This is a genomic window from Sphingomonas sp. ABOLG, from assembly GCF_003950435.1.
GTDB lineage: Bacteria > Pseudomonadota > Alphaproteobacteria > Sphingomonadales > Sphingomonadaceae > Sphingomonas > Sphingomonas panaciterrae.
In genome coordinates, this window is record NZ_QQWW01000009.1 from 118,265 (window position 1) to 144,638 (window position 26,374).

Consider the following 26,374-nt stretch of genomic DNA (forward strand, 5'->3'; position numbering starts at 1 on the left):
TCCGACGTTTCAGGCGCTTGCGGGTTCCACGGCAGCGCGCGCGAGCCATCGGTCGATCGGCCCCTGCACCGCCGGCTCGGTGAGCAGCGGTGCGTGCCCCACGCCCGGCACCGTCACCAGTTCAGCGAGCGGCAGGCTGGCGACCATGCGTTCCGCCACGCTGGCGCTGAGCACGTCCGATCGGCCGCCGCGAACGATCAGCACCGGGACCGACGCCAGCGCATGAAGCGCGCCCCACATGTCAGGGCCCGTCTCGTTGCCCGGCACGCGAAACGGCTCGGCAATGCGCAGGTCGTAGTCGAGCACGATGCGGCCATTGCTGGTCAGCCGGTACAGACGCTTGGCCATCGCCAGCCAATCCTCGATCCCGAAATCGGGATAGGCATCGGCATTCGCCTCCCGCGTGGCGCGCGCGGCGTGCATCCAGGTCGGCCAGGTGCTGGACCGCCCGACATAGCCCCGGATGCGCGCGAGCCCAGCCGGTTCGATCTCTGGCCCCACATCGTTTAGCAGCGCCCCGGCAATGCGGCCCGGCACCAGCCCGGCGAGCAACATGGTCACGATGCCGCCCAGCGCGGTCCCGATGGCGATGAACCGGTTGATCCGATGTTCCGACAGAAATGCCGCCACGTCACGGGCATAGGTGGTCGGCACGTAGCTCATCGGATCCCTGGCGTGGGCGCTTTCGCCGCGGCCGCGCAGGTCGAGCGCGAAGACCCGCCGCTCTCCCGCGATCCGCCGGGCGAGCGCGTCATAGTCGCGCGCATTGCGCGTCAGGCCCGGGAGGCAGACCACCGGCAGCGCGGCATCGTCACCGGGATAGTCGCGGGCGTGAAGCCGCAACCCGTCGTCCGATGACCAAAATATGTCCTGCCAGGCGGCCATCCTTGCACCTTTCGTCGCGCGCGCCCCATATCCACGCATGGCCCCAGAACCACAAGCTGCCCCGCACGCCTATCAACCAGAGACACTGATCCTGTCGCTTGGCGACGCCTTTTACGATCCGGTGACGGCGGCCGATTTCCCCGAGACCACGCTGCGGTTCCGCAATGATCGCGCGGCGGCGGAGGTTGGCCTCGACACGCTCGACGATGCCGCGTGGCTGGCGCATTTCGGCCGCTTCCGGCCGCTTCCGGCCACGCTGCAGCAACCGCTGGCCCTGCGGTATCACGGCCATCAGTTCCGCGTGTACAATCCCGATCTGGGCGACGGGCGCGGCTTCACCTTTGCCCAGCTGCGCGACCGCAACGGGCGGCTGATGGACCTTGGCACCAAGGGATCGGGCCAGACGCCGTGGAGCCGCGCCGGAGATGGCAGGCTGACGCTGAAGGGCGGCGTGCGCGAAGTGCTGGCGACCGAGATGCTGGAGGCGCTGGGCGTCCGCACGTCGCAGACGTTTTCGCTGATCGAGACGGGCGAAGCGCTGGAGCGCAACGATGAGCCCTCCCCCACCCGCGCCGCGGTGCTGGTGCGGCTGAGCCATGGCCATGTGCGCATCGGATCGTTCCAGCGGCTGGCCTATGAGCGCGACGAGGAATCGATGCGCCGGCTGGTCCGCTATGTCCTGACCAACCTTTATGGCGAGGACAGCGATGATCCCGTCCGGCTGCTGAACCTGGTGGTCGACGGCACGGCGCGGCTGGCGGCGAGCTACATGGCGGCGGGGTTCGTCCATGGCGTGCTCAATTCCGACAATATCAACGTCACGGCCGAAAGCTTCGACTATGGCCCGTGGCGGTTCGCGCCGACGTGGGAGCCGGGCTTTACCGCCGCCTATTTCGACCATGCCGGGCTGTACGCCTTTGGCCGGCAGCCCGAGGCGATCCATTGGGACGTGATGCAGCTTGCCGCGTCGCTGCGGCTGCTGTCCGAGGCGGAGCCGCTGATCGCCGCGCTGGAGCGGTTCGCGCCGGAATATCAGCGCGCGGTGGTCGATGCTTTCCTGTGGCGGATGGGACGCCGGCCGAGCGGGAGCGACGCCGACCGGGCGCTGGTGCAGGCCACCGAGCGCGCGTTGCGCGAAACGGCGACGGGGATCGACCGTTTCTTCTTCGACGCCTTCGCCCAACCGCTGCCGCCCACTTATGGTGAGCCATGGACGGAGGTGCGCGCACTGCTCGACGCCGCGCCGCTGCGCGCCGACCGATCACATTCCTATTGGCAGGGTGAGCCCTGTTCGATGCTGATCGAGGAAGTGGAAGCCATCTGGCAGCCGATCGCCGAGCGCGACGACTGGGCACCATTCCATGCCAAGGTCGCCGCGATCAGGGTTATGGGCGAGGCACTTCGCTGACCTTGTGACACCGCCGGTTCCTATCCTAAAGCAAGCGACGTGACGTCAAAGGGCCATCCGTGAGCGAGATCATCTCCTTCGAACCAGCGACCGGCGCCGAATTGTGGCGCGCGGCGGTGGGAGACGTCGACGCGGAGGTCGCGGCGGCGCGATCGGGCTGGGCCACCTGGGCGGCTCGCCCGCTGACCTATCGCATCGAGACGCTGCGCCGCTTCGCCAATGTCGTGCGATCGCGGCACGAGGCGTTCGCCGACGTGATCGCGCGCGAGACGGGCAAGCCGCTTTGGGAGGCGCGCACCGAGGTCGACACGGTGATGGCCAAGGTGGATATCTCGGTGTCCGCTTATGCCGACCGGACGGCGCAGCGCCGGCTGGACGCGCCGATGGGGTCGCGCATGGCGGTGCGGCACAAGCCGCATGGCGTGCTGGCGGTGCTGGGGCCGTACAATTTCCCCGCGCATCTGCCCAATGGCCACATCGTCCCCGCGCTGATCGCGGGCAATGCCGTGGTGTTCAAGCCATCGGAAAAGACGCCGGCGTCGGGCGCCTTCCTGGTCGATTGCTATCGCGCGGCAGGCGTGCCGGAGGAATGCATCCGGCTGGTCATTGGCGGGCCGGACGAGGGCCGCGCATTGGCCGGGCATGACGGGATTGACGGATTGCTGTTCACCGGATCGGCGCGCACCGGCCTGGCGCTCAACCGTGCGTTCGCCGAGAAGCCGGAGAAGATCCTGGCGCTGGAGATGGGCGGCAACAATCCGATCATCGTGTGGGACACGCCCGACCTGTATGCCGCGTCGATCATCATCATCCAGTCGGCCTTCACCACCGCCGGCCAGCGGTGCACCGCGGCGCGGCGGCTGATCGTTGACCAGAAATTGTTCGATCCGCTGATGGAGCAGCTCGACAAGCTGATCTCGCGGCTGATCGTCGGCGCGCCGCATGATGACCCGGCACCGTACATCGGCCCTGTGATCGACAATGAGGTGGCCGACCAGCTGAGCGAGAGTTTCCTTGCGCTGCTGATGCGCGGCGGGCGGCCGATCCGGCATCTCCAGCGCACGCAGCCCGATCGCCCGTTCCTGCTGCCTGGCGTGATCGACATGACCGAGGCGAGCGAGCGGCCCGACATGGAATTGTTCGGTCCAATCCTTCAGGTGGTGCGGACCGAGACGTTCGACGAAGCGATCGCGGAGGCGAACAACACCCGCTACGGCCTGTCCGCCTCGCTGATCAGCCAGACACCGGGGCTGTACGATCGTTTCTGGTCCGGCGCGCGGGTGGGCATCGTCAACTGGAACCGGCCGACCAACGGCGCCTCCTCCGCCGCGCCGTTCGGCGGCATCGGCTGGTCGGGCAATCACCGGCCGAGCGCTTATTATGCGGCCGATTATTGCGCCTATCCGGTGGTGTCGAACGAGGCGGATGCGGCGCGTGCGTCGATCGGCATCGGGCTGCGCGACGCCTGATCCGGGCGCAACCCGACGGCTGGTCGGCCGTTCAGCACGGATGCGAAACCTTTCCCCGGCGCTGATCCTGGCGGTCGCGCTTGCCGCCTGCTCGTCCGAGCCCGAGAGCCCCAACAGCGCAGCGCCGGTCGATGCAACGACCGAAGCGACGGAGGGAGCCACCGTGCCGGCAGCCACCCCCACGCCGCTCAGCAGCCCGACACCGGTCGCCAGCCCGACTGCGGCGCCGACACCCGCCGAAACCCCAGCGCCGGGCAAGACGCTGGCCCTCGAGGGGTTGGGCGCGTTGCGCATTGGCGAGGCGGTGCCGCGCGGCAGCGGCTGGGCCGAGCGCGGCGCGCAGATCGATGAGGGCTGCCGCACGGTCAGCTCGCCCGCCTATCCCGGCGTCTATGCGATCGTGACTGAGGGCAAGGTGCGCCGAATCACCGTGGGCCAGCGATCCGACGTGAAGCTGGTCGAGGGGATCCGCGTCGGATCGAGCGAACAGGCCGTGCGGCAATGGTTCGGCGGCTTTCGCGCCGAGCCGCACAAATATGAGGATCGCCCGGCGAAATATCTGACCGCGCCCAATGCCGCGAGCGGCGACCCCGCGGTGCGGTTCGAGATCGGGCAGGACGGCAAGGTCAGCCTGATCCATGTCGGGACGATGCCGGTGCTGGCCTATGTCGAAGGCTGCGCCTGATCTCGGCGGGCAGCTCGCGGCAATAGCTGACCTAGGGGCTCGGCAATTATCGCTCGGTTGCTGCGCTGTCACGGCAGGACCATGTTCACGCAACGATGGCCAGCCTTCTTGATCCTGATGCACGCGGACGCGTGATCCTTGTTGGTGCCGGCCCGGGCGATCCGGGCCTGCTGACCGTTCGCGCCGTGGAGGCGCTGAAAGCCGCGGACGTGGTGGTGCACGACGGGTTGATCGACCCGCGCGTGCTCGACATTGCGCCGGCCGATGCGCACCGCATCTCGGTGGCGAAGCGGCGCGCGCGCCACACATTGCCGCAGGAGGCGATCAATGCGCTGATCGTGGCGCATGTGCGCGCGGGCAGCCAGGTCGTGCGGCTGAAGGGCGGCGACCCGTTCATCTTCGGGCGCGGCGGCGAGGAAGTGGAGGCGGTGCGTGCCGCCGGTCTGCCCGTCGAGGTGATCCCCGGCGTCTCGGCGGCGCTCGGCTGCGCGGCGGAGGCGATGCTGCCGCTGACGCACCGCGATCATTCCAGCGCGGTCAGCTTCGTCGCTGGCCAGTGCAAGGGGCTGACCGAACAGGATTGGTCGGGCCTCGCCGGCCAGGGGCGCACGCTGGTGATCTACATGGGCGTTGCCACCGCGGATGCGATTGCGGACAAATTGATCGCCGATGGCGTCGCGCCCGACATGCCCGTCGCGGTGCTGGAAAAGGGCACCTGCCCTGGCCACCGCGCGCTGAAGACGCTGCTGGCGGATCTGGGCGCGATGGTGGGACGCGAGAAGGTGGCAAGCCCGGCGATCATCGTCGTGGGCGAAGTCGTCGAACTGTCGGATGCGGAGGACAAATTGGTAGCCTGGGCACGTGCTGCGGAGAGCATGAACGGATGAAATTGCTGACGGGGAATGATCTGGTGACCGGCGACGTCACATGGTGGACCGGCGAAGGCTGGTCGCGCCATGTCGAGGATGCCGTCGATGTGGGCGATCGCGGCGAGGCGATCGCCAAGGCGGAGGAAGGCGCGCGCCGGGTCAACGTGCCCTATGTGATCGACGCGGTGGCGACGCCCGAGGGGCCGCGGCCGGCGCATATCAAGGACCGCATCCGCGCGCTGGGGCCCACCGTCCGCCCGGACCTGACGCTGAAGCCGGCTGATCCCGATGCGGGCAGCTGGGTAATTTGACCCGCGATCCCGCCGGCGAGCGGCGGGGACCAGGAAGACACGATGTATCAGTATGACCAGTATGACCAGTCGATCGTCGACGCCCGGGTGGAGGAATTCCGCGACCAGGTGAAGCGGCGCCTCGCGGGTCAGATGACCGAGGACCAGTTCAAGCCGCTGCGGCTGATGAACGGCCTGTACCTGCAGTTGCACGCCTATATGCTGCGCGTGGCGGTGCCCTATGGCACGCTGAGCAGCCGGCAGATGCGGATGCTGGGGCATGTCGCGCGCAAGTATGACCGCGGCTATGGCCATTTCACGACGCGCCAGAACATTCAGTTCAACTGGATCAAGCTGGAGGATGCGCCCGATATCCTCGCCGAGCTGGCAACGGTGGAGATGCACGCCATCCAGACCAGCGGCAATTGCATCCGCAACATCAGTTCGGACCAGTTCGCCGGCGCGGCCGCCGACGAAGTGACCGACCCGCGCCCCTGGGCGGAGCTGCTGCGGCAATGGTCGACGTTCCACCCCGAGTTCACCTACCTGCCGCGCAAGTTCAAGATTGCGGTGATCGCGGCGGCGGAGGATCGCGCGGCGATGCGGCTGCACGATATCGGGATCGAGCTGCTGAAGAAGGACGGCGTGCTGGGCGCCAAGATCTTCGTGGGCGGCGGCATGGGCCGCACCCCGATGATCGCACACGAAATCCGCGATTTTGTCACCGCCGACGAGCTGCTGAGCTACCTCGAGGCGTGCCTGCGCGTGTACAATCGCTACGGCCGGCGCGACAATATCTACAAGGCGCGGATCAAGATCCTGCTGCACGAACTGGGCCCGGACGAATATCGCCGCCAGGTCGAGGAGGAATTCGCCCATGTGAAGACGCTGGGCATCGACCCTCCGGTGGCGGAGCTGGAGCGGATCAGCGCCTTCTTTGCGCCGCCGTCGTTCGAAAGCGGCCTGTCGGATGAGGTGGATCGCAGCGATCCCGATTTCGCCGTCTGGCTGGATCAGAATGTGAAGCCGCACAAGCAGCCGGGCTATGCGATCGTGAACGTCTCACTGAAGCCGGTCGGCGGCATCCCCGGCGACGCCTCCGCCGACCAGATCGACGTGATGGCGGACCTCGGCGAGCGTTACTCGTTCGACGAGCTGCGCGTCACCCATGCGCAGAACATCGTCCTGCCGCATGTGCGCAAGGCGGACCTGTATGCGGTGTGGCAGAAGCTGACCGAGGCGGGGCTGGCCGAGGCGAACCTCGACCTCATCAGCGACATCATCGCCTGCCCCGGCCTTGATTATTGCAGCCTCGCCAATGCGCGGTCGATCCCGCTGGCGCAGAAGATCGCGCAGCGCTTCAGCGATCTCGATCGCCAGCGCGATCTGGGCGAGCTCAAGCTCAAGATCTCGGGCTGCATCAACGCCTGCGGCCACCACCATGCTGGGCACATCGGCATCCTGGGCGTCGATAAGAAGGCCAAGGAAAACTACCAGCTCTCGCTCGGCGGATCGGGGGCGGAGGACGTGAGCCTCGCCAAGATCACCGGCCCCGGGTTCGACGAGGATGGCGTGGTCGACGCGATCGAGCGCGTGACCGACCGTTTTGTTCAGGTGCGCGAGCCGGGCGAACGCTTCCTCGACACCTATCGCCGCGTTGGCTTCGAGACGTTCAAGGAGGCGATCTATGGATAATCTGCTCCGCTTCCGCGACGATGAGGCGCATGACGAGCCGGCGATCACGCTGGATTCCTTCCTCGACGGCCAGACCAATGCCGGCGCGGTGCGGCTGGAAGCGGGCGACGATGCGCGCGCGCTGCTGCCGCTGCTTGGCCAGCTGGCGCTGGTCGAGGTGAGCTTTCCCAGCTTTCGCGACGGGCGCGGCTATTCCGCGGCGCGGATCCTGCGCGAGGCGGGTTACACCGGCGAGCTGCGCGCCGCGGGCGACGTGCTGGTCGACCAGATCCCGCATATGCGCCGCTGCGGCTTCGACAGCTTCGCGCCCGAAGCGCCGGTCGATGCCGAGACGCTGAAGCGCAGCCTCAACCGCTACGACCATCCCTATCAGCGCGCGGCCGATCCGGCGGTGCCCGTTTGGAAGCTACGCCATGGCTAGTGCTGCTCGTTGCCTCGACATGATCGATGTCGCGCCCGCCTTCACCGCCGAGGACGCGGCGGCGATGGAGGCGCGCTTTGCCGGCGTGTCCACGCAGGACATGCTGCGCGATCTGCTCGGCGGCGAGCTGAAAGGCCGCATCGCGGCGGTTTCGTCGTTCGGGACGGAATCGGCCGTGCTGCTGCACATGGTGGCGCAGGTCGACCAGGACGTGCCGGTAATCTTCACCAACACGCAGAAGATGTTCGGCGAGACGCTGGAATATCGTGACGAGCTGTCGGAGCGGCTGGGCCTCACCGACCTGCGCGTCTTTCGTCCCGATCCGCGACTGCTGGCGGCGAAGGACGCAAACGGGCTGCGCTGGTCCTACGATCCCGACGGCTGCTGCGACCTGCGCAAGGTGGAGCCGCTGCGCCGGGCGCTGCTGCCGTTCGACGCCTGGATCTCGGGTCGCAAGGGCTTCCAGTCGGCGACGCGCGCCGCGCTGCCGCGGTTCGAGGTGGACGACGGGCGGTTGAAGCTGAACCCGCTGGCCGACTGGGACCGCGCGCGGCTGGAGGCCTATTTCGACGAGCACGAGCTGCCGCGCCATCCGCTGGAGGCGAACGGCTATCCTTCGATCGGATGCAAGCCGTGCACGTCCAAGGTGCAGCCGGGCGAGGATCCGCGCGCCGGCCGCTGGCGCGGCTGGGACAAGGTTGAATGCGGCATCCACGTGCCCGAGAAGCCGGGCGAAGAACCCGCCTTCTGACCCTTTGCGTCGCGGGGCGGGCGACCGTCGCCGCCCGGCCCCGCCGCGCGATCAATAGCCGGCGTAGTCGCTGAAACGCGTCACGCTCGGGTCGAACTTCATCGTCACCTTGCCGGTCGCGCCGTGACGCTGCTTGGCGATGATCAGCTCGGCAAGGCCATACACGCGCTCCATGTCGCTCGCCCATTGCGCGTGATCCTCAAAGATCTTCGCCGCGTCCCCCTCGGTCGGGCGCTTGGGCTCCTTCGCCGCGACGTAATAATCCTCGCGGAACACGAACCAGACCATGTCGGCATCCTGCTCGATCGAGCCGGATTCACGAAGATCGGACAGCTGCGGGCGCTTGTCCTCGCGCTGCTCCACCGCACGGCTGAGCTGTGAGAGCGCGAGCACCGGGACGTGCAGATCCTTTGCCAGCGTCTTCAGGCCACGGCTGATTTCCGAGATTTCCTGCACGCGGTTGCCGTCGCTCGCCTTGCCGCTGCCCGACAGCAGCTGAAGATAGTCGACGATGACGAGGCCAATCTCGTTATTGTGGCGGCGCTGGAGCCGGCGGACGCGGGTGTGTAGCGCGCTGATCGAGAGGCCGCCGGTGTCGTCGATGAACAGCGGCAGGCTTTCGAGATCCGCCGCCGCCGCAGCGAGCTGGTGAAACTCGGCGCGGCTGATGTCACCGCGGCGCAGCTTTTCCGAGGTGATGCGCGATTGTTCGGCCAGGATACGCGTCGCCAGCTGATCGGCGGACATTTCGAGGCTGAAGAAGGCGACCTTCGCACCGATCGATTCGCTGGGCGCGATGCCGGCCTTCATGTCCATCATCCACCGCTGCGCGGCGTTGAACGCGATATTGGTGGCGAGCGAGGTCTTGCCCATGCCCGGACGGCCGGCGAGGATCATCAAGTCCGACCGGTGCATGCCGCCGATGCGGGCGTTGACGGTGTCGAACCCGGTAGTGATACCCGAGACCTTGCCGCCGGAGTTCAGCGCCGTCTCCGCCATCTTCAGCGCGACCTTGGTCGCCTGCGCGAAGCTCTTGATCGCATTCTCGGTCGTGCCGTCGGCGGCGACCTTGAACAGTTCCTCCTCGGCGAGTTCGATCTGGGCGCGCGGGTTCACCTCCTCCGACGTGTCCATCGCGCGCTCGACCAACGTGCGCCCGACCGTCACCAGCGAGCGGAGCATGGCGAGGTCGTAGATCTGCTGCGCGAACTGGCGTGCGCCGATCAGGCCCGCGCCCGAGCCGGTGAGCTGTGCGAGATAGGCCGGGCCGCCAAGTTCGCGCATCCCCTCGTCCGCCTCGAACATCGGGCGTAGCGTGACCGGGGTCGCCAACATGTCGTTCGAGCGCAGCGTCTTGATCGCGGCGAAGATGCGGCCGTGGACGGGCTCATAGAAATGCGCCGGGTCGAGCCGGTCGGCGATATCGTCAGCCAGCCGATTGTCGATCATCATCGCGCCGAGCAGCGCGGCCTCCGCCTCGACGTTGCGGGGCAGCTGAACGGGTTCGGCCGGAGCCGGTTGGGGGAATGCCAGAGTAGCCATCAGACGACCGCATCTACCCCCGATCGCGCGTTGCGTGAACCGGCAGGACGTTGAAAGCTGTGGATGAGATTGCCCCACCCCTCATTGCCGCGCCCGCCGTTGGCCAGTATCGGGTCGTGATGGCCGATCCCCGGATCATCGATATCGAACTGGACGAGCGCACGATCCTGTGGCGTTCGGCCGATATCGAGCAGGAACGGCGGATTGCGATCTTCGACCTGATCGAGGGCAATTACTTCGCCCCGCAGAAACTGCACCCCGATGGCTATGCCGGGCCCTACCGACTGGCACTGTCGGTCGAGGAAGGACGGCTGATCCTGCAGATCAAACGCGAGGATGGCAGCCCGCTGGAGGCGCATATCCTGGGCATGGGGCGGTTCCGCCGCCCGATCCGCGATTATTTCGCAATCTGCGACAGCTATTACCAGGCGATCCGGCAATCCACGCCGCAGCAGATCGAGACGATCGATATGGCCCGTCGCGGGATTCACAATGAAGCGGCGGAGTTGCTGAAGGATCGACTGGCGGGCAAGATAGAGCTCGATTTCGATACCGCGCGCCGGCTGTTCACGCTGATCTGCGTGCTTCACATCAAGGGTTGATTTGTCTTGTTTCGGTTGAGGGGTTTCCTGCTGCTCGTCGGCGTGCTTGTCGTTGGCGCGCTGTTTGCCTGGCGTGCGGCGGTGCAATGGCATCCGGCGGTGGCGGACTATGCGGTGCAGGGCGTCGACGTGAGCGATGCCAATGGCGCAGTGGAGTGGAAGGTGGTCGCCGGGGGCGGAGCCGATTTCGCTTATGCCACCGCGACGCATGGGGCGCGGCGGCGCGACCAGCGGTTCGAGGAGAATTGGGAGGGAATCGCCGGCGCCGGGATGCGACGAGGGGCGGTGCACCGCTGGTCCTTGTGCGACCCGGCGATCGACCAGGCAAATGCCTTCAACACCATGGTCCCGCGTGATGAGGAGGCGCTGCCCGCGGCGATCGATTTCGACTTTGCCGAGGATTGCGCCAACCGCCCCGACGCCGCGACGCTGATCGAGGATGTGCGCAGCGCCGCGGCGCTGATCGAGGCGCATACCGGCAAGCCCGTGCTGCTGCGCGTATCGCGCGCGTTCGAGCGCGATTATGACTTGGCGAGCGCCCTCCCCCGCCCGGTGTGGGCGAGCGGTTTCTTCTTCAAGCCCGATTATGCCGCCCGGCCGTGGCGCATGTGGCGGGCGAGCGACATACGGCGTATCGACGGCATCGACGGTCCCGTGAACTGGAACGTGGCAGCATCATGAACGACGAAGCGACTACCCTGATCGACCAAGCCCGTGCCGCGGCGCGCAATGCCCATGCGCCCTATTCCAACTTCGGCGTCGGCGCGGCGGTGCTGCTGAGCGACGGCCAGGTGGTGAGCGGGGCGAATTTCGAGAACGCCAGCTACGGCCTGTCGCTTTGTGCGGAAACGGTGGCGATCGCCACGGTCAACGCACAGGGGCGGCTGGCCGATGTGGTGGCGATCGGCGTCGTGGGCGGCATGATCCGCGATGGCGCGATCGTCGGCGCCGACGTGGTGCGCCCGTGCGGCCGCTGCCGACAGGTGATCAACGAGGCGGCGCAGATCGGCGGGCGCGACATCCGCGTGCATTGCGCGGGCGCCGAGGGCGACGCGCTGACCAGCTATCGCCTTTCGGAGTTGCTGCCCGACGCCTTTGGCCCAGCGGACCTGGGCATTTCCGCCCGCCGCGACTGATCGACACGCCACCCACAGACAAGGGTGGCGTGCCGTTGGTGGATCAGCCGAGTGCGTTGGCGCTGGCGTCGCCCAGATCGCTGCCGCCGTCGACGTTGAGGATCGCGCCGGTGACATATTTTGCCGCCGGGCTGGACAGCCACAGCGCCGCCTCCGCCACGTCCGACTTGGTGCCGTAGTCGCGCAGCGCGAGGCGGCCCTTGATCTGCGCCTCGCGCGCGGGATCACCGCCAAGACGCTTCATCCCCTCGGTATCGCCGATCGGGCCGGGCGAGATGCCGTTGACGCGGATCCCGGCCGGTCCCCATTCCAGCGCCAGGCACTTGGTGACCATGTTGACGCCGGCCTTGGCGGCGCAGGCGTGGATCTGGAACGCGGACGGATGCACCGCCTGCCCCGCGGTGATCGCGATCAGTGATGCGCCCGGCTTGGTCAGGTGATCGTAGCCGGCGCGGAACACGTTGAACGTGCCAAGCAGGTCGATTTCGACCACGGTCTTGAAGGCATTGGCCGACAGCTTCACCGCAGGCGCAAGGAAATTGCCCGCCGCACCCGAAATCAGCACGTCGATCGCACCGAACTTGGCCGTCGCCTGCGCATAGGCGGCCTCCAGCCCGTCATAGTCGCGCACGTCGCAGGCGATGCCGAGTGCCTCGCCACCGGCATCGCGGATGCCCTGCGCGGCAGCCTCGATCTTGTCGGCGCTGCGGCTCAGCACCGTCACCTTTGCGCCGGCCCGCGCGAAGCTGTGCGCGATCTCCAGATTGATGCCGCTCGATGCGCCCGCGACGAACACGTGCTTGCCGGAATAATCCTGGCTCATGGCTTTCCCCTCCGTACCATAACTATAGTTACGCCCCTCCATCGCGTGATCCGCGGACGAGCGCAAGACCTGCCCTTGTCGCCACCATTGCGGGCGGCTAGCGCAGCGGCAGGGAGCGGGAGCACAGATGCAGTCGGATCGATCGGCAGCCTTGTCGTGGGAGGATGTGGACGCACTGGCGGCCGAGGTAGTCGCCTATGGCGCACGCGTCGGCCTCCCCTATGTGGCGGCGCAGAGCGACCTCGGCGATCCGGTGCCGATGGCCGATCGCGACGGCCGCGCCTATGCCGAGCGGATGCCGTGGGTGTGCGCCAACGACACCTATTGGCGCAACCGCAGCCTGGCGCTGCGATCCAGCTTCCTTCACGCCGCGCGGATCTTTGCCGAGCCGATCTGGTATGCCGACGGGCGGCTGGGATCGTGGCGCGCGACCGGGTTGCTCGAGGCGATCGATTGTTCGCGGGTGACGGAGGAATTCGGCTTTACGGGCGCACTGATCGCGCCGGTGCATCTGGCGGGCGGACAGGTGGGCACGGTGCTGTGGGTCGCGACCCAGCCGGTCGACATGCCGGCGATCTTTGCCGAATGGGCGGAGCCGCTGTTCGCGCTCGCCTATCGCCTGCTCGCCGCGCATACCGAGCTGACGATGCGGCGCGTGCGCACGCCGCCGGGGCAATTGTCCGCGCGCGAGGCGCAATGCGTGCGCTGGGCCGCGGCGGGCAAGACCAATGCCGAGATCGGCACGATCCTGTCGCTGTCGGTCTCCACCGTCCGCTTCCACCTGCGCAACGCGGCGGAGAAGCTGGGCGCGACCACGCGCGCGCGGATGATCCAGATCGCCACTGGTCACGGCTTCCTCGGCCCGCACGCCTGACAAGCCTGCTCCCTGACAAGCCTGCTCCCTGACAAGAGCGTCAGGTGCATGGCCGGCGCGCGGCGCGCACGGTGGCGGCATGGAGAGCCTGAACAGCGCAGACGCGCGCGCCTTTCGTGATGAGGTGCGCACCTTCCTGTCCGAGAAGCTGACGCCCGAGCTGCGCCGCGGCGCCCGGCGCGGGACGAGCGTATTCCTGCACCCCGATGTCGCCGACGCGTGGCAGCGCATCCTGCACGCGCAGGGCTGGGCCGCGCCCGACTGGCCGGTCGAATATGGCGGCACCGGCTGGAATGAGATTCAGCGCTATATCTGGGCGGAGGAATATGCCCGCGCGCACGCGCCCGGCCTGTCACCGATGGGGCTGAAAATGGTGGCGCCCGTCATCATGCACTACGGGTCGCCCGAACAGAAGGCGACGCTGCTGCCGCGCATCCTGTCGGGCGAGGATCGCTGGTGCCAGGGCTATTCGGAGCCTGGCTCCGGATCGGACCTCGCCTCGCTGAAGCTGCGCGCCGTGCGCGACGGCGACGATTACGTGCTGAACGGCTCAAAGATCTGGACCACGCATGCGCATTTCGCCAACCGCATGTTCTGCCTGGTGCGCACCAGCACCGAGGGGCGGCCGCAGACCGGAATCACCTTCCTGCTGCTGGAGATGAAGACGCCGGGCATCACCGTGTCGCCGATCCACACGCTGGCCGGCGAGCATGAGTTTAACCAGGTGTTCTTCGACGACGTGCGCGTCCCCGTCAGCGGGCGGCTGGGCGAGGAGAACGACGGCTGGACCGTGGCGAAGCACCTTCTGACCTTCGAACGGTCGGGCCGCTACGCCCCAGGGCTTGCCGCGTTCCTCGAGATGGTGCGCGAGGCGGCGGAGGCCACCGGCTGGCTGAGCCATGAGGGCAATCGCGAGCGGCTGGCGCGCGAAGCGATCGCGGTCGACGCGCTGCGCGCGATCGAGCTGGCCGGGCTGGAAGGCGGCGGGCCTGCCGATGCGGTGCGGCCGTCGATGCTGAAGGTGCTGGGCACCGAGGCGTCGCAGCGGATCGACCTGCTGGCGCTGGAGATCGCCGCCCGCTGGGAGGGCGACCTCGAGGACGCGCCCGACGCGATCGCGATCGCCATGCCCAAATATCTCAACAATCGCGCGGCCAGCATCTACGCCGGGTCGAACGAGATCCAGCGTGACCTGATCGCGCGCGTGGTGGTGGATCAGGCGGCCTGATCGGGAAACCGTCGCCTCCGACAGTTCACGGGGCGGGCGGCGGCGAGGCGGTTACTGGATCATCGATCCGCATGCGCCGGAAGGCTCAAGAGGTGAGGACGATCCAGCCCTTCGCCTGCCGCTTCCGGGCCGACCGGCCGCCGGGCGGTGAGCGCGATCCATGGTCCCTGCCCGCTTTCATAGCCGCCGCCCACATATTCGACGACAGACAGCAGTTCCCAACTCGCGCTGCGCTGATAGGCCGCGACCAGCGCGTTGCCGTCGGGGTGATTGAAGTAGCGGCCGGCATGGTCGCGGCCCGGCGTTCCGGCCGCTTTATAGCTCGCAAAGTGCAGACCGCCCGGCCTCAGCGATCGGAACACCCGGCCCAATACAGCGGGCAACTTCCCCAAAGGCACATGCAGCAGGCTGGCGCTCGCCCATACGGCGTCATAGGCTTCGACGCTGGAGAGTTCGTCGAAGCGCATCACCCTGACTGGGCGACCTAGCCTCTGCTGCGCCTTTGCGGCGATCGCTGCGCTTCCATCCGTCGGCTCAACATCAAGGCCGCGGAGGAGCATCGCCTCCGCGTCCCGGCCGCCACCACAGCCCAGTTCAAGCACGCGGGCGCCGACGGGAAGCATGTCGATGAACTGCGGCAGCCAGCGGCTGACACCATCCTTGCCGCTCGCAACATATTCGGGCGCCTCGGCGTCATAGAAGGCCAGCGTCGCCGGATCATAGGCGCCGCCGGGTTCAGCAGGCGCGCTCATTCGGCGCTGCCTGACGCACTATCGTCGATCATCATCGCGGCACCGCAGGGCTGCATCAGCTCTATCCGATTGCCGAACGGATCGGTGACGTAGCGTCGGTCATACCCCTCGAGCGGCTCGTCCTCGATCGATGTGAAGCCAGCATCGGCAAGGCTTGCGATCAGGGCGTCGAGATCGGTAACCAAGAAGGCGGGATGCGCTTTTCGGACTGGGCGAAAGTCCTGCTCCGCGCCGAGATGAATCTTTAGCGCGCCGCGTTCGAACCAGCAGCCGCCGCGCTCGGCGAGATGGGCGGGCTTGGGAACTTCGGGAATACCCAGCAGACCGGCGTAGAAGCGGCGTGCCGCATCTTCGCCGCCGGGCGGCATGGCAAGTTGAACATGGTCTGGCGCCTCGACTGGCATTTCACCCCTCCCCCCCGCACATGGTGACCGGTGCGCGCATCCTACAAGAATTGCCCCCGGCGCCGAGGCATGTTGCCGTTTGGCCGCGCACCTGTTGTGATGGGGCATGATACGGGCTTTTGCCAGATCGGTACTCGCCGGCGCGCTCGTCGGGGCGGCGCCCTATCTGCTCTTTTCCACCTTCTTCGCGCTGCTGGGCCTGACCCGGGTCGAGCGCGCCACCGACGTTCCGGCCTCGCTGCTGCTGGCGATCGCGCCGCTTCTGGTGGCAGCGCCGATCGTGGCGGGCGGCGCGCTGCTGATCGGTCTGCCGTTCACGGCGTGGCTGACCCGCCATGATCGCGAAAGCGCGCTGGCCTATATTGCGGGCGGCCTTGTCGCCGGGGCAGCATTCGCCGCGCTGCTCGTCTTCGTGATCGACGTGCGCGATGGTTACTGGCTCGCTGGCCTCGGCGCGGCGAGCGGCGGCGTAACCGGCTGGACCTGGTGGGCGTCCGCGCGACGGCCGGACGCCCGTTAAGACCGGATCAGGGGATTCGTCAGGCGGCGTAGCGTCGCAGGTGATGGCGGGCGGTGCCGTCGCCTTGCGCCAGCGTGCGCGCGCGGCGGAAATAGCCGCCCAGCCGCAACTCGGCGGTCAGCCCCATCGCGCCGTGGATCTGCACCGCGCCCTCGCCGATCAGGCGCGCGGCGTCGTCGCAAACCACGCGTGCGGCGGACACCGCCCGCGCACGGCCGGTCTCATCGCCGTCGAACGAGGTGATCGCAGCAGCCGTGATCGCCTCTGCCTGCTCAAGGATCATCGCCATGTCCGCCATGCGATGGCGCAGCGCCTGGAAGCTGGCGATCGCGACGCCGAACTGGCGGCGCTCCTTGGAGAAGGTCGCGGCGTCGCGCAGCATCGTCCGGCACAGGCCGACGATCTCCGCGCAATGCAGCACCGTCAGCGCATCCTCGGCCCATTGGCGCTCGCGCGGCTCCCTTGCACGCGCGAGCGCCGCGACGTCGGCATCCGCACGCGGGCCATTCTCCCCCCGCGCACCCAACCGGGTCGCAACCCAATGTTCCGCCCAGGGCAACGCAGCGTTCGCACGCCCGAAGGCAGCCGCAACTACCGCCGCATCGCGCAGGTCGGTGCCAAGCCCCTCCTCGTCCGCCGACACGCCCAATTGGCCGAGCCCGGTGTCCACCACGGCCGCCTGCCAGTCGGCCCCGTTCGAAAGGGCAACGTCCAGCGTCTCGGCCAGCATCCGCTGTTCGTCGGTGCGTGCGAAGCTCGTCAATTCACTCTCCGTTCGTGGCCGGCCCAGAAAGGCTCGCGCAGTGTGCGCCGCAGGATCTTGCCCGACGGATTGCGCGGCAGCGCCTCGATGAACTCGACGCTCTTGGGGCATTTGAAACCGGCGATCCGCTCGCGGGCATGGGTGATGATCGCGTCGCCGTCACACTCGGCGCCGGGCTTCAGCACCACCATCGCCTTCACCGCCTCACCCCATTTGGGATCGGGAACGCCGATCACGGCGACGTCCGCCACCGCAGGATGGCCGTAGATCGCGCTTTCCACCTCGGCGGGATAGACGTTCTCCGCGCCGGTGATGATCATGTCCTTGATGCGATCCTGGATGAAGAGATAGCCCTCCTCATCGAGGATCCCCGCGTCGCCGGTGCGCAGCCATCCATCGCCGATCAGCGCTTTCGCGCTTTCCTCCGGCTTGTTCCAATAGCCGCGCGTGTTGTTGGGGCTGCGGATCGCGACCTCGCCGATCTCGCCGGGCGGCAGCGTGTTGCCATCCTCGTCGATGATCTTCAGCTCAACGCCAGGCAGCGCCTTTCCGGCGGCGGTCATCTTGTGCTCGCGCCCGGGCAGGTGATCCTCCGGCGGGAGGGCGACGATCGAACCCCACGTCTCCGTCATGCCATAGACCTGGACGAAGCCGCACCCGATCCGCTCCACCGCCTGCTGCAACAGCGGCAGCGGAATCGGGCTGGCGCCGTAGGACAGCGTCTCGATCGAGGAGAAATCGGCCGTCGCGGCCTTGGGATGCTGCAGCATCAGGCCGATCGCGGCCGGAACCAGGAACAGCCGTCGCACGCCATGCTCGGCGATCGCGTCCATCACCGCGCCGGCGTCATATTCGGCGTGGATGATGAGTTCCTGCCCGCTGTTGACGGCGCCGAGCGCGACGCCGACGCCGCCGATATGGCCGTAGGGCATCGCGATGATCGTGGTGTCACCCGGATCAGCGAGCAGCCAGTCGATCCGCGCGTCGATCTGCTTCTGCCGCTGCTGAATGCCATTGGCGTGGCTCAGCATCACCCCCTTGGGCGCGCCGGTGGTGCCCGAGGTGTAAAGCTGGAGCACCACGTCGTTCTCGGTGACGGTCACCGGCGGGGGCGTGCTGCTCTGCGCGTCGCGCCAGCGGGCGAAGCCGTCATCCATGACCACCACCTGCGCGGCCGGAAAGTCGCGGGCGAAGGCAGGCTCGACGAACAGCGTCTGCGCACCGGAATCGGCCAGGATCCCGTCCACTTCAGCGGGGGCGAGCCGCCAGATGATCGGCACCAGCACCATGCCAGCGCGCGCGGTGCCGAGCGCCAGTTCGACCGCCCAGTCGCTGTTCTTGCCGACATAGGCGACGCGATCACCGTGCTTCAGCCCCATCGCCAGCAGACCGTTGGCGATCTGCGACGCATGGGCATCGAAGGTCGCATAATCGGTCACCCGGTCCTCGAACCGAAGCGCCACCTGTTGCGGCCGTTCCGCCGCGTGCCGCGCCAGTGCCTCACCGAATGTCGGCGGCAAGTTCGTCATGCCTCTCCCGCTCCTCTCTCCACGCCTCAGAACCGGAAGGTCGCGGTGGCACCGTATGTGCGTACCTGGCCGGGGAAGCGCACGACGATGTTGGCGTTGCTGGCGACCGCGTTCCAGTAATATTCGTCGAAGAGGTTGCGACCCCAGACGTTCACCGCCCAGCTTTCGTCCGCCGCCTTCACGCCGAAGCCGGCGTTGACCACCGCGTACGGCTTGATGTCGTACAGCGGATTGAATTCGAAGATCGTCGTCTGGCGCGACTGCCAGCGTACGTTCGCATTGGCGGTGAAGCTGACATCGTCATTGACCGGCTGGTCGAACAGCGCGGTGCCCGACAGCGTCCATTCCGGGCTGTAGATGAAGCGTGCACCGTCGAAATCCTGCGGGCGGCCGGCGGCGTTGGTGCCGACATAGCCGTTGATCCGCGTCTTCAGCCACAAGGCGTTCGCCATCAGCGTCAGCGGGCGGGCGGGGCGGACCGTCAGCTCGCCCTCGATGCCATAAGCCTCCGACTTCGGAATGTTATCCAGCCGAGCGAGCGCGGTGTAGATCGGATCAGCGAAATAGGCGCTGATCTGCTTGTCCTTATAGTCGTAATAGAAGCCGGCGACGTTCAGCTGCACGCGGCGATCGAGGAAGCCGAGCTTCGCACCGATTTCGTAGGCGGTCAGCCGCTCCTGCTTGGCCGGCAGGTTCTGCGCCGCGTTGCTGGCCGCGTTGATCGGCGAGGTGCCCGATTTATACCCGCGCGAGATCGAGGCGTAGAACAATGTCGTCGCGTTGGGCGTGAAGTCGAGCGCTGCGCGCCACGCGAAATTGTCCTCGTCCAGCCGCGAGTTGACGATGCCGAAGCTGTTGGTCGCCGGATTGAAGGTGTTGCAGTCGTTGCGGCCGATCGGCGCGGCGAGCGGCTGCGTCGGGTTGAACAGCTGCTGATAGAGGCCGCGATTGAACAGGTTGATGTTGGTCTGCATGCTGCCGTTGAAATCCCGCGAGCAGCCAGTGAATTTCTGCAGATCCTGGGTGTAGCGCGCGCCCAGCGTGAGCTTCACGAGGTCGGAGAAGGCATAGTCGCCATTGGCGAAGATGCTCCACGTCGTCGTGTCGAACGCGCCTTCGTCGCGGTAGGTGCGGAACGTCGTCGCCGCATCGGCCAGCGTATAGCCGAAGGTGTTGATCGGCGAGTTGATCAGCTGCGACGTCGCGAAGCGGAGCAGCGCCGAATTGGCGTTTTCGCCCAAGAGCGTACGGTTCGTGTCGCGGATCTTGTCCTTGGCGTAATAGCCGCCGACCAGCCAGTTGAAGCCGGGGCCATCGCCCTCGACGCGAAGCTCCTGCGCGAAGCTCTTGATGTTGCCGTCGGCCTGCTGGATCAGCACCTCATTGGGAATGCCGGACCAGTCGAACGTCGCCTTGCGATCGAACTCGTTATAGCCGGTCAGCGACACCGCGCGGACATTGTCCGAAATGTCGAGCTGGACGCGCGCCTTCAGCCCGATGAAGTAATTGTCCTCGGCCAGCGGCCCCTTCAGGCCAGCACCGCGACCGATATCGGCGGAGCGGCGGGCATAGGGCGCCCAGTCTGCCTGGCTGCCGCTGGTCGGGCGGTTGGCTGCGATATAGGCCGCCGCGCCGGGCGCGTTGAAGTTGCTCGCCGCGCCGCCGCTGCCCGGCGTCGTGGCGGGGGTGAAGCCGATCGCCTGGCCCGCCACCGTGTCCGACTTGTTGACCCAATAGGTGGCCGACACGTCGATTTCGAACGGACCCGGCTGCGCCGCCAGCGAGCCGCGCACGCCGTACCGCTTCACGCGGCCAAGCCGCTCGTTGGGGCGGCTGTTGCTGATCTGCCAGCCCTCGTTGCTGAGATCGACGCGATAGCCGATGCGGCCCTGGATACCTTCGGCGATCGGGCCAGTGACATAGCCGCCGACATTGAAGGTCTGGTAGTTGCCGACATCGACCGACATCGCACCCGACGCATCCTCGCTCGGCTTGCCGGTGACGAAGTTGATGAGGCCGGCGGTGGTGTTGCGGCCGTAGAGCGTACCCTGCGGCCCCTTCAGCACCTCGACCCGCTCGATATCGATCAGCGGGCCGGTGTTCATGATCGGATAGGCATAGGCGACCTCGTCGACATAGGTGCCGACGGTCGACTGGGCCGACAGGTTGATCGAATTGAAGCCGATGCCGCGCAGCGTGTAGGTGGGCACGCCCTGGTAGCTTTGCGCGACGGTGAAGCTGGGGACGACCGCGGTCAGGTCACGCACGTTCTGGACGCGCAATTCCTGCAGCGTCTCGGACTCCAGCGCCTGCACCGAAATGCCGACCCGGTTGATCGATTCCGCGCGCCGCTGCGCCGTAACGACGATGTCGCCGAGCGCGGCGTCACTTGGCCGTGTCTGCTGACTGGTCGTTGCCGGCGCTTCCTCCTGCGCCGGCGCGGTGGCATCGGGCGCGCCCGCCGCCGCGTCCTGCGCCTGCGCGGCGCCTGCCATCACCGCCAAGATGCTGGCGCCCAAATACATCGCCCGGCGCGTACGGCCCATTGCGGTCATCGATCCTCTCCCCGATCAAAGCTCAAGCGCCCTTTTCGGGCGTCTTCATCCTGTTCTACTAGCAGCGCCGCCGGGCGCAGCGCCTGACACCTGTGTCAGGTGGCGGGCGCGGCCTGTGTGCCGATCCCGGCGTGGCCCAGCATCCGCGCCTGCGCGCGCGGCGAGCGCCAGGCGAAATCGCCCGGCAGGCCGAGCCGCCGTGCCGCCTGCCACGCGGGCGAACGCGGGTCGCGCACCCGGTCTGCGAGCGTACCGGCTGCGAGCAGCATCAACCGGTCGCTGCGCCGCAGATCATAGTCGGCGCCAAGCTCCAGTCGCTGGCGCACCGCCGTCGGCAGCAGCGACACCGCCGCACGGGCGAGCGCCTGGTGAAGGAAGCGCGGCACGGCCGGCGCGGCCTTCCCCGACTGGATGATCGCCAGGAATTCCATGTTGATCGGGTGCGCCTCGAACCGGGGCAGCAAGCGATCCAGCATGGCGAAGAAATCCTCGTCGCTGGTGAGCGGGTTCTCCACGCCGTACAGGCGCACCACGGGTTCGCCGTCGCGGTAATAAGCGCGTCGCTCCGCCTCGCTGAGGGGTGCGACGAAGCGATGATAAGCCTCCAGGAAGCCATAGGCCGCCGTCGCGCTGACCCAATCGAGCAACTCGGGATCAAGCGCGCGATAGGCTTCGCCGCCGGGCGTCTCGCCGGTCACCTTGCGGTGCATGCGATTGACGCCGCCGATGATCCGCCGCGCCGTGCTCGCCGGCCCGAATACGCCCGCCATGGCGGCAACACCGGTCCGCTTCGACCGGCCGATCGGATCGACCTTGTAGGTGGAATGGTCCCACACGCCCGAGCGTATCCGCGCGTCGGCGAACTCCAGCAGCACCGCCGCCACGCCGCCGACCGCGATCGCCACCGGGTTCTTGAACACGCGCCATTGCGGCGACGTCGGCGGGACGAGCGACGCCTCCCCCACCGGGTTCGCATAATCCACCTGATAGCCCTGATGTCCGACTGACATATACAATTCCGATCGTTCGATAGGATTTGATATGCTGCAATGGGCTGTCACGCAACCCCGGTGGGCCGTATGGAGGGTGGCGTGACCAGCACCTCGCCCCCTCACCCGCGCCCGCCGCGCGGCCCGTATCGCAGCAGCGCGGAGACGCGGCAGCGCCTGATCGGCGCCGCGCTGGCGCTGTTCAGCAAACACGGGTTCGAAGGGACGAGCACGCGCGAGATCGCCGCGAGGACTGGCGTCGCGCTGCCGGCGATCACCTATCATTTCGGGGGCAAGGAAGGCCTGTACCGCGCCTGTGCCGAACATGTGGTGGAGCGCTATCGCGCGCGCATGCTGACCGGTGTGTCGGCGATCCAGGCGGGGATGCCCATGCCGCCCGATGTTGCGCGCGCGGCGTTGCAGGAAGTGGTGTCGCTGCTGGCAGGAATGCTGCTCGACGTCGCGGAGGACGACAGCTGGGCGACGTTCATGATGCGCGAGATGAACCACAAGGGGCTGGCGCATGACCTATTATACCGCGACCTGTGGGAGCCGGGGCTGACGCTGGTCGCGGGGCTGGTGGCGGCGATCGGCGGCCGCGCGGAACCAGCCCAGGAGGACCGGCTTGAGGCATTGCTGCTGCTGTCCAGCTTCTCCGCGTTCACCACGGCGCGGCGGGTCGCGCTGGATTTCGGCGGATGGGCGGCGGTCGATCCTGCGCTGGTGGCCGCGATCGTGGCTCGTCTCCAGGCCAGGATCGCGGCGCTTTAGCCAGCGGCGAGGATCACCGCGCGGCGATCATTCCTTGCCCGATCCCGGCTCGGCCATCGCACGATGCCGCTCGGCCAGCACCGACTGCGGCACGACACCGGAGCCCAACACCTGGATCTTGTTCTTCAGGCCCGACACGATGTGCCCCTTGCCGGCCATCAACGCGTCCCAGCCGTCCTTCGCCACGTCGGCAGGATCGGACTTGTTCTCGCTCTGCCCGACGGAGGTGTCGAGCATGTCGGCGCGGGCGAAGAATTCGGTGTCCACCGGCCCGGGCATCAACGTGGTGAGCGTCACGCCGTCCACATCCTTGATCTCGTTGCGTAGCGCCTCGGTGAAATTGTCGATGAACGCCTTGGTGGCATTGTAGATCGCGTTGAAGCTGCCGGGGATGTAGCCGGCGATCGATCCCGTCACCAGGATCTTGCCCGATCCGCGCGCCACCATGTCGCGCAGGCTCTTCTGTAGAAGATAGACGGTGCCGGTGACGTTGGTGTCGATCGAATGGCGCCAATCCTCGATGCTTTCGTCGAGGAAGGGCCCGCCCTTGCTGATCCCGGCGTTGGCGCAGACCAGGTCGATCTGGCGCCCGGCCGCGGCGGCGAGCGCGGCGTCCACGCCTTCCAGCGTGGAAAGGTCCGCCTCTACCGCCACGACATTGGTGGCGAACTGCTCGAAGTCGCGCGCGGCGGCATGGATCAGTTCCTCATCGGCGACCACGATCAGGTCATGACCTTCCCGGGCCGCGATGGTGGCAAGTTCGAAGCCGATGCCGGTCGAGGCGCCGGTAACAAGGGCGAGCTTATTGGCCATGGCACCTCTCCTCAAAGGTCGATTTCGATCCGCTCAAGGCCCGGCTTCAACACCACCTTGGTCACTTCATTCTGCTTGTCGTGGAAGATGCGGTAGCCGTCCGGGGCATTTTCCAGCGGCAGCGTGTGGCTGATCAGGAAGGTCGTATCGATCTTCTCCTCCATGATCGCGTTGAGCAGCCCGGGCATATAATGCTGGACGTGGGTCTGACCGGTCTTGAGCGTCAGCCCCTTTTCCATGAACGCGCCGAGCGGAAATTTGTCGACGAAGCCGCCATAGACCGCCGGCATCGACACCCGCCCGCCCTTGCGACACGCAAGGATCGCCTGGCGAATGGAGTGCGGGCGATCGGTGCCGAGGAAGGTCGACGCCTTTATCTGATCGATGACATTGTCGACGAACAGGCCGTGCGCCTCCAGGCCGACGGAATCGATGCACGCATCCGGCCCGATGCCGCCGGTCATCTCCATCAGCGCCTCATAAGTGGCGGTTTCCTCGAAGTTGATCGTCTCGGCGCCGAACTTCTTCGCCAGTTCCAGCCGGCGCGGAAAGTGATCGATCGCGATCACCCGCGCCGCGCCCATCAGGAAGGCGGACTGTACCGCGAACAGGCCGACCGGCCCGCAGCCCCACACGGCCACCGTGTCGCCCGGTTCGATCTCGGCATTTTCCGCCGCCATCCAGCCGGTGGGCAGGATGTCCGACAGGAACAGCACCTTCTCATCGGGGACGCCGTCCGGCACCACGATCGGGCCGACGTCGCTGAATGGGATGCGGACATATTCCGCCTGGCCGCCCGAATAGCCGCCGGTCAGGTGACTGTAGCCGAACAGGCCCGCCATGGGCTGACCATACATCTCCTGCCCCAGATCCTGGTTGTCGGCGGGCAGGCCGTTGTCGCAGGCGGAATATTGGTGCTTGCTGCAATGGTAGCAGGCGCCGCACGAGATGGTGAATGGCACCACCACGCGCTGGCCCTTCTTCAACGTCGATTTCGGGCCGGTCTCGACCACCTCGCCCATGAACTCATGGCCCAGGATGTCGCCCGACTGCATCGTGGGGATATAGCCGTCGTACAGGTGAAGGTCGGACCCGCAGATCGCCGTCGAGGTGATCTTGATGATTGCATCACGCGGGTTGAGGATTTCCGGATCGTCGACCGTGTCGACGCGCACGTCATGCTTGCCGTGCCAGGCCAATGCTCGCATCAGTTCTTCCCCTCGTCCAGAAGGCGGCGGTTGCGCGCGCCGGTGGCGATTTCGCCGGTTTCCATCAGTTGCTTGAACCGACGCAGGTCGCGCCGCGCCTGGATGGCGGGTTCGCGCTGGAACATCTTGGCGATGACCTTGCCGATCAGCCCGGCGGGCGGATCATAAAGGATCGTCGCGGTGACGATCGTGCCGCGATCGCCCTGCGCGTCGCGGAAATCGATACGCCCGCTGTTGGGCACGTCCGCACCCTCCTCCGACGCCCAGGCGATATACTCGCCCTCCTTTTCGTCGGTGATTGCCGCCACCCATTCGACGGTGTTCCCGCCTGGTGCGGTCACCGTCCAGTGCGAGCGGCGGTCGTCCAGCACCTCAATCCGCTCGACATTCTCGAGCACGTGGGGAAGGTTGGTGAAGTCTCGCCAGAAGGCGAATAGTTCGGCGCGCGGGCGCCGGATCGTCACGGTGCGCCCGATCAGCGTATCGGCATTGCCGTCCGCCGGATGCGGCAGCGTCGCATTGCCCGCTGCCTCCACGGCAGCACCGCGGTGTTTCGATGTGGAAAGCGGCGCGTCGTCGGCACGCGCCGGGTCGATCGTGTCGGCCATTGCATCCTCCTGAGGAATGCGGCCTTAACGAGTGCAATAGCAGGCCCGTTCCCGACACAATCCGATGAAATCAAAAACTTGCCCGACCAGCCCCTAAAGATTGAAGAAGAAGCGCAGATCGCATCCTGTCGTCGCGCACATCAGATGCAACGTCGATCACCTTCTATATTGATGCAGATCATATCTCATCTGGTCACGATACTGACCCACATCGCATCGTCCGCAGCTTCGAACATGCCACGACTACATCAAGACTGATGGACCCGTCGGCGTGATACTCCTCGCATCGATCACCCTCGCAGCCAACGCACGAGCGCGCCGGCGGATGCACTCAGCGGCGACGGCGGCGCTGCGTGCGCGCCGCCGCAATGCTCGCCATCATGGTTTCATACTGACCATGGGTGAAGCCGGCGTCGAAGAAGGCGCGAAGCTCGCTTGCCGCGACCTGGAAGCTCTGGTGCCAGGCGAGCACCGCCATCCGCCGCAACGCCTCAAGCCGCTCGTCGGCAAGACGGGGATTGTTCTGCCGCATCACCGCCCGCAGCGCGACCGACAAGCGACCTGGCTCGCGCAAGGATGACAGCCGATCATTGCGCGCCAACGCAATGACAGACCATTCCAACGCGCCGAAGCGGGCATCATCGGCATAGCGATCGTCCCGCGCAGTGCTGGCGGGGATCGGATCGGCGATCGGCGCCAGCGGAAGCGCAGCGTCGATAGTGTTGAAGGCGAGATAGGCCATGATGCTTCCCTTCTGCCCTGTTGGGCGCGCGACCGGGCACCG

General features: G+C 66.9%; 28 protein-coding genes. 15 read left to right on the forward strand and 13 right to left on the reverse strand.

All coding sequences use genetic code 11. The features are described 5' to 3' along the window. Positions 1-9: 9 nt before the first annotated feature. Positions 10-885: an alpha/beta hydrolase gene (locus CA236_RS12095; RefSeq protein ID WP_125945793.1), complete on the reverse strand. Its 876-nt coding sequence runs from the start codon at positions 883-885 to the stop codon at positions 10-12. 37 nt (positions 886-922) lie between these two features. On the opposite strand from CA236_RS12095, the gene CA236_RS12100 reads away from it, so the two are divergent. The 8 genes from CA236_RS12100 to CA236_RS12135 all read left to right on the forward strand — a co-directional run bounded on the left by CA236_RS12100 (position 923) and on the right by CA236_RS12135 (position 8,473). Further along, on the forward strand, positions 923-2,293 hold the full coding sequence (locus CA236_RS12100) for a protein adenylyltransferase SelO family protein (RefSeq protein WP_125945794.1): 1,371 nt from the start codon (positions 923-925) through the stop codon (positions 2,291-2,293). 59 nt (positions 2,294-2,352) lie between these two features. After that, complete coding sequence (gene astD, locus CA236_RS12105) at positions 2,353-3,762, forward strand: succinylglutamate-semialdehyde dehydrogenase (RefSeq protein ID WP_125945795.1); 1,410 nt, start codon at positions 2,353-2,355, stop codon at positions 3,760-3,762. Between the two features lie 40 nt (positions 3,763-3,802). Then, a complete protein-coding gene (locus tag CA236_RS12110; RefSeq protein WP_125945796.1) occupies positions 3,803-4,447 on the forward strand; it encodes a hypothetical protein in 645 nt (214 codons plus the stop codon). 95 nt (positions 4,448-4,542) lie between these two features. Beyond that, entirely contained in the window at positions 4,543-5,334 is a 792-nt protein-coding gene (gene cobA / locus CA236_RS12115; RefSeq protein ID WP_046411010.1) for a uroporphyrinogen-III C-methyltransferase, read from the forward strand. Beyond that, on the forward strand, positions 5,331-5,627 hold the full coding sequence (locus CA236_RS12120) for a DUF2849 domain-containing protein (RefSeq protein WP_046411012.1): 297 nt from the start codon (positions 5,331-5,333) through the stop codon (positions 5,625-5,627). The genes cobA and CA236_RS12120 overlap by 4 nt, the downstream gene beginning before the upstream one ends. A gap of 42 nt (positions 5,628-5,669) precedes the next feature. Further along, positions 5,670-7,301 (forward strand): nitrite/sulfite reductase, encoded by a 1,632-nt coding sequence (locus CA236_RS12125; RefSeq protein WP_125945797.1) that lies wholly within the window; start codon positions 5,670-5,672, stop codon positions 7,299-7,301. Further along, positions 7,294-7,722, forward strand: coding sequence for a DUF934 domain-containing protein (locus CA236_RS12130; protein ID WP_046411016.1), 429 nt, complete (start codon positions 7,294-7,296; stop codon positions 7,720-7,722). Before CA236_RS12125 ends, CA236_RS12130 begins: the two co-directional genes overlap by 8 nt. Further along, positions 7,715-8,473 (forward strand): phosphoadenylyl-sulfate reductase, encoded by a 759-nt coding sequence (locus CA236_RS12135; protein WP_046411017.1) that lies wholly within the window; start codon positions 7,715-7,717, stop codon positions 8,471-8,473. Before CA236_RS12130 ends, CA236_RS12135 begins: the two co-directional genes overlap by 8 nt. A 51-nt stretch (positions 8,474-8,524) precedes the next feature. Here the strand turns inward: CA236_RS12135 and CA236_RS12140 are convergent, their stop codons facing one another. After that, positions 8,525-10,015: a replicative DNA helicase gene (locus CA236_RS12140; RefSeq protein ID WP_046411019.1), complete on the reverse strand. Its 1,491-nt coding sequence runs from the start codon at positions 10,013-10,015 to the stop codon at positions 8,525-8,527. 119 nt (positions 10,016-10,134) lie between these two features. On the opposite strand from CA236_RS12140, the gene CA236_RS12145 reads away from it, so the two are divergent. Genes CA236_RS12145 through CA236_RS12155 form a run of 3 tightly spaced genes read left to right on the forward strand, consistent with a single transcriptional unit; the run spans position 10,135 to position 11,753 of the window. Next, positions 10,135-10,617 (forward strand): UPF0262 family protein, encoded by a 483-nt coding sequence (locus tag CA236_RS12145; protein WP_125945798.1) that lies wholly within the window; start codon positions 10,135-10,137, stop codon positions 10,615-10,617. 6 nt (positions 10,618-10,623) lie between these two features. Further along, entirely contained in the window at positions 10,624-11,298 is a 675-nt protein-coding gene (locus CA236_RS12150; protein ID WP_241212632.1) for a GH25 family lysozyme, read from the forward strand. Next, positions 11,295-11,753: a cytidine deaminase gene (locus tag CA236_RS12155; protein ID WP_125945799.1), complete on the forward strand. Its 459-nt coding sequence runs from the start codon at positions 11,295-11,297 to the stop codon at positions 11,751-11,753. Before CA236_RS12150 ends, CA236_RS12155 begins: the two co-directional genes overlap by 4 nt. Positions 11,754-11,796: 43 nt before the next feature. Here the strand turns inward: CA236_RS12155 and CA236_RS12160 are convergent, their stop codons facing one another. After that, complete coding sequence (locus tag CA236_RS12160) at positions 11,797-12,576, reverse strand: SDR family oxidoreductase (protein WP_125945800.1); 780 nt, start codon at positions 12,574-12,576, stop codon at positions 11,797-11,799. A 127-nt stretch (positions 12,577-12,703) separates the two neighbouring features. On the opposite strand from CA236_RS12160, the gene CA236_RS12165 reads away from it, so the two are divergent. Continuing rightward, positions 12,704-13,450 (forward strand): LuxR C-terminal-related transcriptional regulator, encoded by a 747-nt coding sequence (locus CA236_RS12165; RefSeq protein ID WP_046411027.1) that lies wholly within the window; start codon positions 12,704-12,706, stop codon positions 13,448-13,450. 79 nt (positions 13,451-13,529) lie between these two features. Further along, complete coding sequence (locus tag CA236_RS12170) at positions 13,530-14,678, forward strand: acyl-CoA dehydrogenase family protein (RefSeq protein ID WP_125945801.1); 1,149 nt, start codon at positions 13,530-13,532, stop codon at positions 14,676-14,678. Positions 14,679-14,737: 59 nt separating this feature from the next. Here the strand turns inward: CA236_RS12170 and CA236_RS12175 are convergent, their stop codons facing one another. After that, a complete protein-coding gene (locus tag CA236_RS12175; protein WP_125945802.1) occupies positions 14,738-15,430 on the reverse strand; it encodes a class I SAM-dependent methyltransferase in 693 nt (230 codons plus the stop codon). Further along, the gene (locus tag CA236_RS12180) at positions 15,427-15,834 is read right to left on the reverse strand and encodes a VOC family protein (protein WP_125945803.1); all 408 of its coding nucleotides are present in this window, start codon (positions 15,832-15,834) and stop codon (positions 15,427-15,429) included. Before CA236_RS12180 ends, CA236_RS12175 begins: the two co-directional genes overlap by 4 nt. Before the next feature lie 106 nt (positions 15,835-15,940). Between CA236_RS12180 and CA236_RS12185 the strand changes: the two genes are divergently transcribed. Further along, positions 15,941-16,354 (forward strand): hypothetical protein, encoded by a 414-nt coding sequence (locus CA236_RS12185; protein ID WP_046411033.1) that lies wholly within the window; start codon positions 15,941-15,943, stop codon positions 16,352-16,354. A gap of 19 nt (positions 16,355-16,373) precedes the next feature. Here CA236_RS12185 and CA236_RS12190 read toward each other — a convergent pair whose 3' ends face one another. The 4 genes from CA236_RS12190 to CA236_RS12205 form a co-directional block, all read right to left on the reverse strand. Next, complete coding sequence (locus tag CA236_RS12190; protein WP_164518930.1) at positions 16,374-17,117, reverse strand: acyl-CoA dehydrogenase family protein; 744 nt, start codon at positions 17,115-17,117, stop codon at positions 16,374-16,376. Further along, positions 17,114-18,646 carry a fatty acid--CoA ligase gene (locus tag CA236_RS12195; RefSeq protein ID WP_125945805.1) on the reverse strand — a complete coding sequence of 511 codons (1,533 nt, stop codon included), beginning with the start codon at positions 18,644-18,646 and terminating at the stop codon, positions 17,114-17,116. The genes CA236_RS12190 and CA236_RS12195 overlap by 4 nt, the downstream gene beginning before the upstream one ends. Before the next feature lie 26 nt (positions 18,647-18,672). After that, positions 18,673-21,201, reverse strand: coding sequence for a TonB-dependent receptor (locus CA236_RS12200; RefSeq protein WP_241212633.1), 2,529 nt, complete (start codon positions 21,199-21,201; stop codon positions 18,673-18,675). Positions 21,202-21,296: 95 nt separating this feature from the next. Beyond that, the gene (locus CA236_RS12205; RefSeq protein WP_125945807.1) at positions 21,297-22,211 is read right to left on the reverse strand and encodes an oxygenase MpaB family protein; all 915 of its coding nucleotides are present in this window, start codon (positions 22,209-22,211) and stop codon (positions 21,297-21,299) included. A gap of 81 nt (positions 22,212-22,292) precedes the next feature. On the opposite strand from CA236_RS12205, the gene CA236_RS12210 reads away from it, so the two are divergent. Further along, on the forward strand, positions 22,293-22,961 hold the full coding sequence (locus CA236_RS12210) for a CerR family C-terminal domain-containing protein (RefSeq protein WP_206430560.1): 669 nt from the start codon (positions 22,293-22,295) through the stop codon (positions 22,959-22,961). A gap of 27 nt (positions 22,962-22,988) precedes the next feature. On the opposite strand, the gene CA236_RS12215 is transcribed toward CA236_RS12210, so the two are convergent. The 4 genes from CA236_RS12215 to CA236_RS12230 all read right to left on the reverse strand — a co-directional run bounded on the left by CA236_RS12215 (position 22,989) and on the right by CA236_RS12230 (position 26,332). Beyond that, positions 22,989-23,774, reverse strand: coding sequence for an SDR family NAD(P)-dependent oxidoreductase (locus tag CA236_RS12215; protein WP_125945809.1), 786 nt, complete (start codon positions 23,772-23,774; stop codon positions 22,989-22,991). Positions 23,775-23,785: 11 nt separating this feature from the next. Continuing rightward, the gene (locus CA236_RS12220; RefSeq protein ID WP_046411042.1) at positions 23,786-24,982 is read right to left on the reverse strand and encodes a zinc-dependent alcohol dehydrogenase; all 1,197 of its coding nucleotides are present in this window, start codon (positions 24,980-24,982) and stop codon (positions 23,786-23,788) included. Beyond that, positions 24,982-25,590, reverse strand: coding sequence for an SRPBCC family protein (locus CA236_RS12225; protein WP_125945810.1), 609 nt, complete (start codon positions 25,588-25,590; stop codon positions 24,982-24,984). The genes CA236_RS12220 and CA236_RS12225 overlap by 1 nt, the downstream gene beginning before the upstream one ends. A gap of 331 nt (positions 25,591-25,921) precedes the next feature. After that, on the reverse strand, positions 25,922-26,332 hold the full coding sequence (locus CA236_RS12230) for a hypothetical protein (RefSeq protein ID WP_046411046.1): 411 nt from the start codon (positions 26,330-26,332) through the stop codon (positions 25,922-25,924). Positions 26,333-26,374 lie beyond the last annotated feature (42 nt).

What these genes read in the sequence shown, in the direction of transcription:
- CA236_RS12095 (WP_125945793.1), bottom strand. Translation starts at nt 885, where the DNA reads ATGGCCGCCTGGCAGGACATATTTTGGTCATCGGACGACGGGTTGCGG.
- CA236_RS12135 (WP_046411017.1), top strand. Translation starts at nt 7,715, where the DNA reads ATGGCTAGTGCTGCTCGTTGCCTCGACATGATCGATGTCGCGCCCGCC.
- CA236_RS12220 (WP_046411042.1), bottom strand. Translation starts at nt 24,982, where the DNA reads ATGCGAGCATTGGCCTGGCACGGCAAGCATGACGTGCGCGTCGACACG.
- CA236_RS12195 (WP_125945805.1), bottom strand. Translation starts at nt 18,646, where the DNA reads ATGACGAACTTGCCGCCGACATTCGGTGAGGCACTGGCGCGGCACGCG.
- CA236_RS12185 (WP_046411033.1), top strand. Translation starts at nt 15,941, where the DNA reads ATGATACGGGCTTTTGCCAGATCGGTACTCGCCGGCGCGCTCGTCGGG.
- CA236_RS12155 (WP_125945799.1), top strand. Translation starts at nt 11,295, where the DNA reads ATGAACGACGAAGCGACTACCCTGATCGACCAAGCCCGTGCCGCGGCG.
- CA236_RS12160 (WP_125945800.1), bottom strand. Translation starts at nt 12,576, where the DNA reads ATGAGCCAGGATTATTCCGGCAAGCACGTGTTCGTCGCGGGCGCATCG.
- CA236_RS12110 (WP_125945796.1), top strand. Translation starts at nt 3,803, where the DNA reads ATGCGAAACCTTTCCCCGGCGCTGATCCTGGCGGTCGCGCTTGCCGCC.
- CA236_RS12200 (WP_241212633.1), bottom strand. Translation starts at nt 21,201, where the DNA reads ATGACCGCAATGGGCCGTACGCGCCGGGCGATGTATTTGGGCGCCAGC.
- CA236_RS12120 (WP_046411012.1), top strand. Translation starts at nt 5,331, where the DNA reads ATGAAATTGCTGACGGGGAATGATCTGGTGACCGGCGACGTCACATGG.
- CA236_RS12175 (WP_125945802.1), bottom strand. Translation starts at nt 15,430, where the DNA reads ATGAGCGCGCCTGCTGAACCCGGCGGCGCCTATGATCCGGCGACGCTG.
- CA236_RS12205 (WP_125945807.1), bottom strand. Translation starts at nt 22,211, where the DNA reads ATGTCAGTCGGACATCAGGGCTATCAGGTGGATTATGCGAACCCGGTG.
- CA236_RS12130 (WP_046411016.1), top strand. Translation starts at nt 7,294, where the DNA reads ATGGATAATCTGCTCCGCTTCCGCGACGATGAGGCGCATGACGAGCCG.
- CA236_RS12180 (WP_125945803.1), bottom strand. Translation starts at nt 15,834, where the DNA reads ATGCCAGTCGAGGCGCCAGACCATGTTCAACTTGCCATGCCGCCCGGC.
- CA236_RS12145 (WP_125945798.1), top strand. Translation starts at nt 10,135, where the DNA reads ATGGCCGATCCCCGGATCATCGATATCGAACTGGACGAGCGCACGATC.
- cobA (WP_046411010.1), top strand. Translation starts at nt 4,543, where the DNA reads ATGGCCAGCCTTCTTGATCCTGATGCACGCGGACGCGTGATCCTTGTT.
- CA236_RS12215 (WP_125945809.1), bottom strand. Translation starts at nt 23,774, where the DNA reads ATGGCCAATAAGCTCGCCCTTGTTACCGGCGCCTCGACCGGCATCGGC.
- CA236_RS12170 (WP_125945801.1), top strand. Translation starts at nt 13,530, where the DNA reads ATGGAGAGCCTGAACAGCGCAGACGCGCGCGCCTTTCGTGATGAGGTG.
- CA236_RS12125 (WP_125945797.1), top strand. Translation starts at nt 5,670, where the DNA reads ATGTATCAGTATGACCAGTATGACCAGTCGATCGTCGACGCCCGGGTG.
- CA236_RS12230 (WP_046411046.1), bottom strand. Translation starts at nt 26,332, where the DNA reads ATGGCCTATCTCGCCTTCAACACTATCGACGCTGCGCTTCCGCTGGCG.
- CA236_RS12140 (WP_046411019.1), bottom strand. Translation starts at nt 10,015, where the DNA reads ATGGCTACTCTGGCATTCCCCCAACCGGCTCCGGCCGAACCCGTTCAG.
- CA236_RS12165 (WP_046411027.1), top strand. Translation starts at nt 12,704, where the DNA reads ATGCAGTCGGATCGATCGGCAGCCTTGTCGTGGGAGGATGTGGACGCA.
- CA236_RS12100 (WP_125945794.1), top strand. Translation starts at nt 923, where the DNA reads ATGGCCCCAGAACCACAAGCTGCCCCGCACGCCTATCAACCAGAGACA.
- CA236_RS12225 (WP_125945810.1), bottom strand. Translation starts at nt 25,590, where the DNA reads ATGGCCGACACGATCGACCCGGCGCGTGCCGACGACGCGCCGCTTTCC.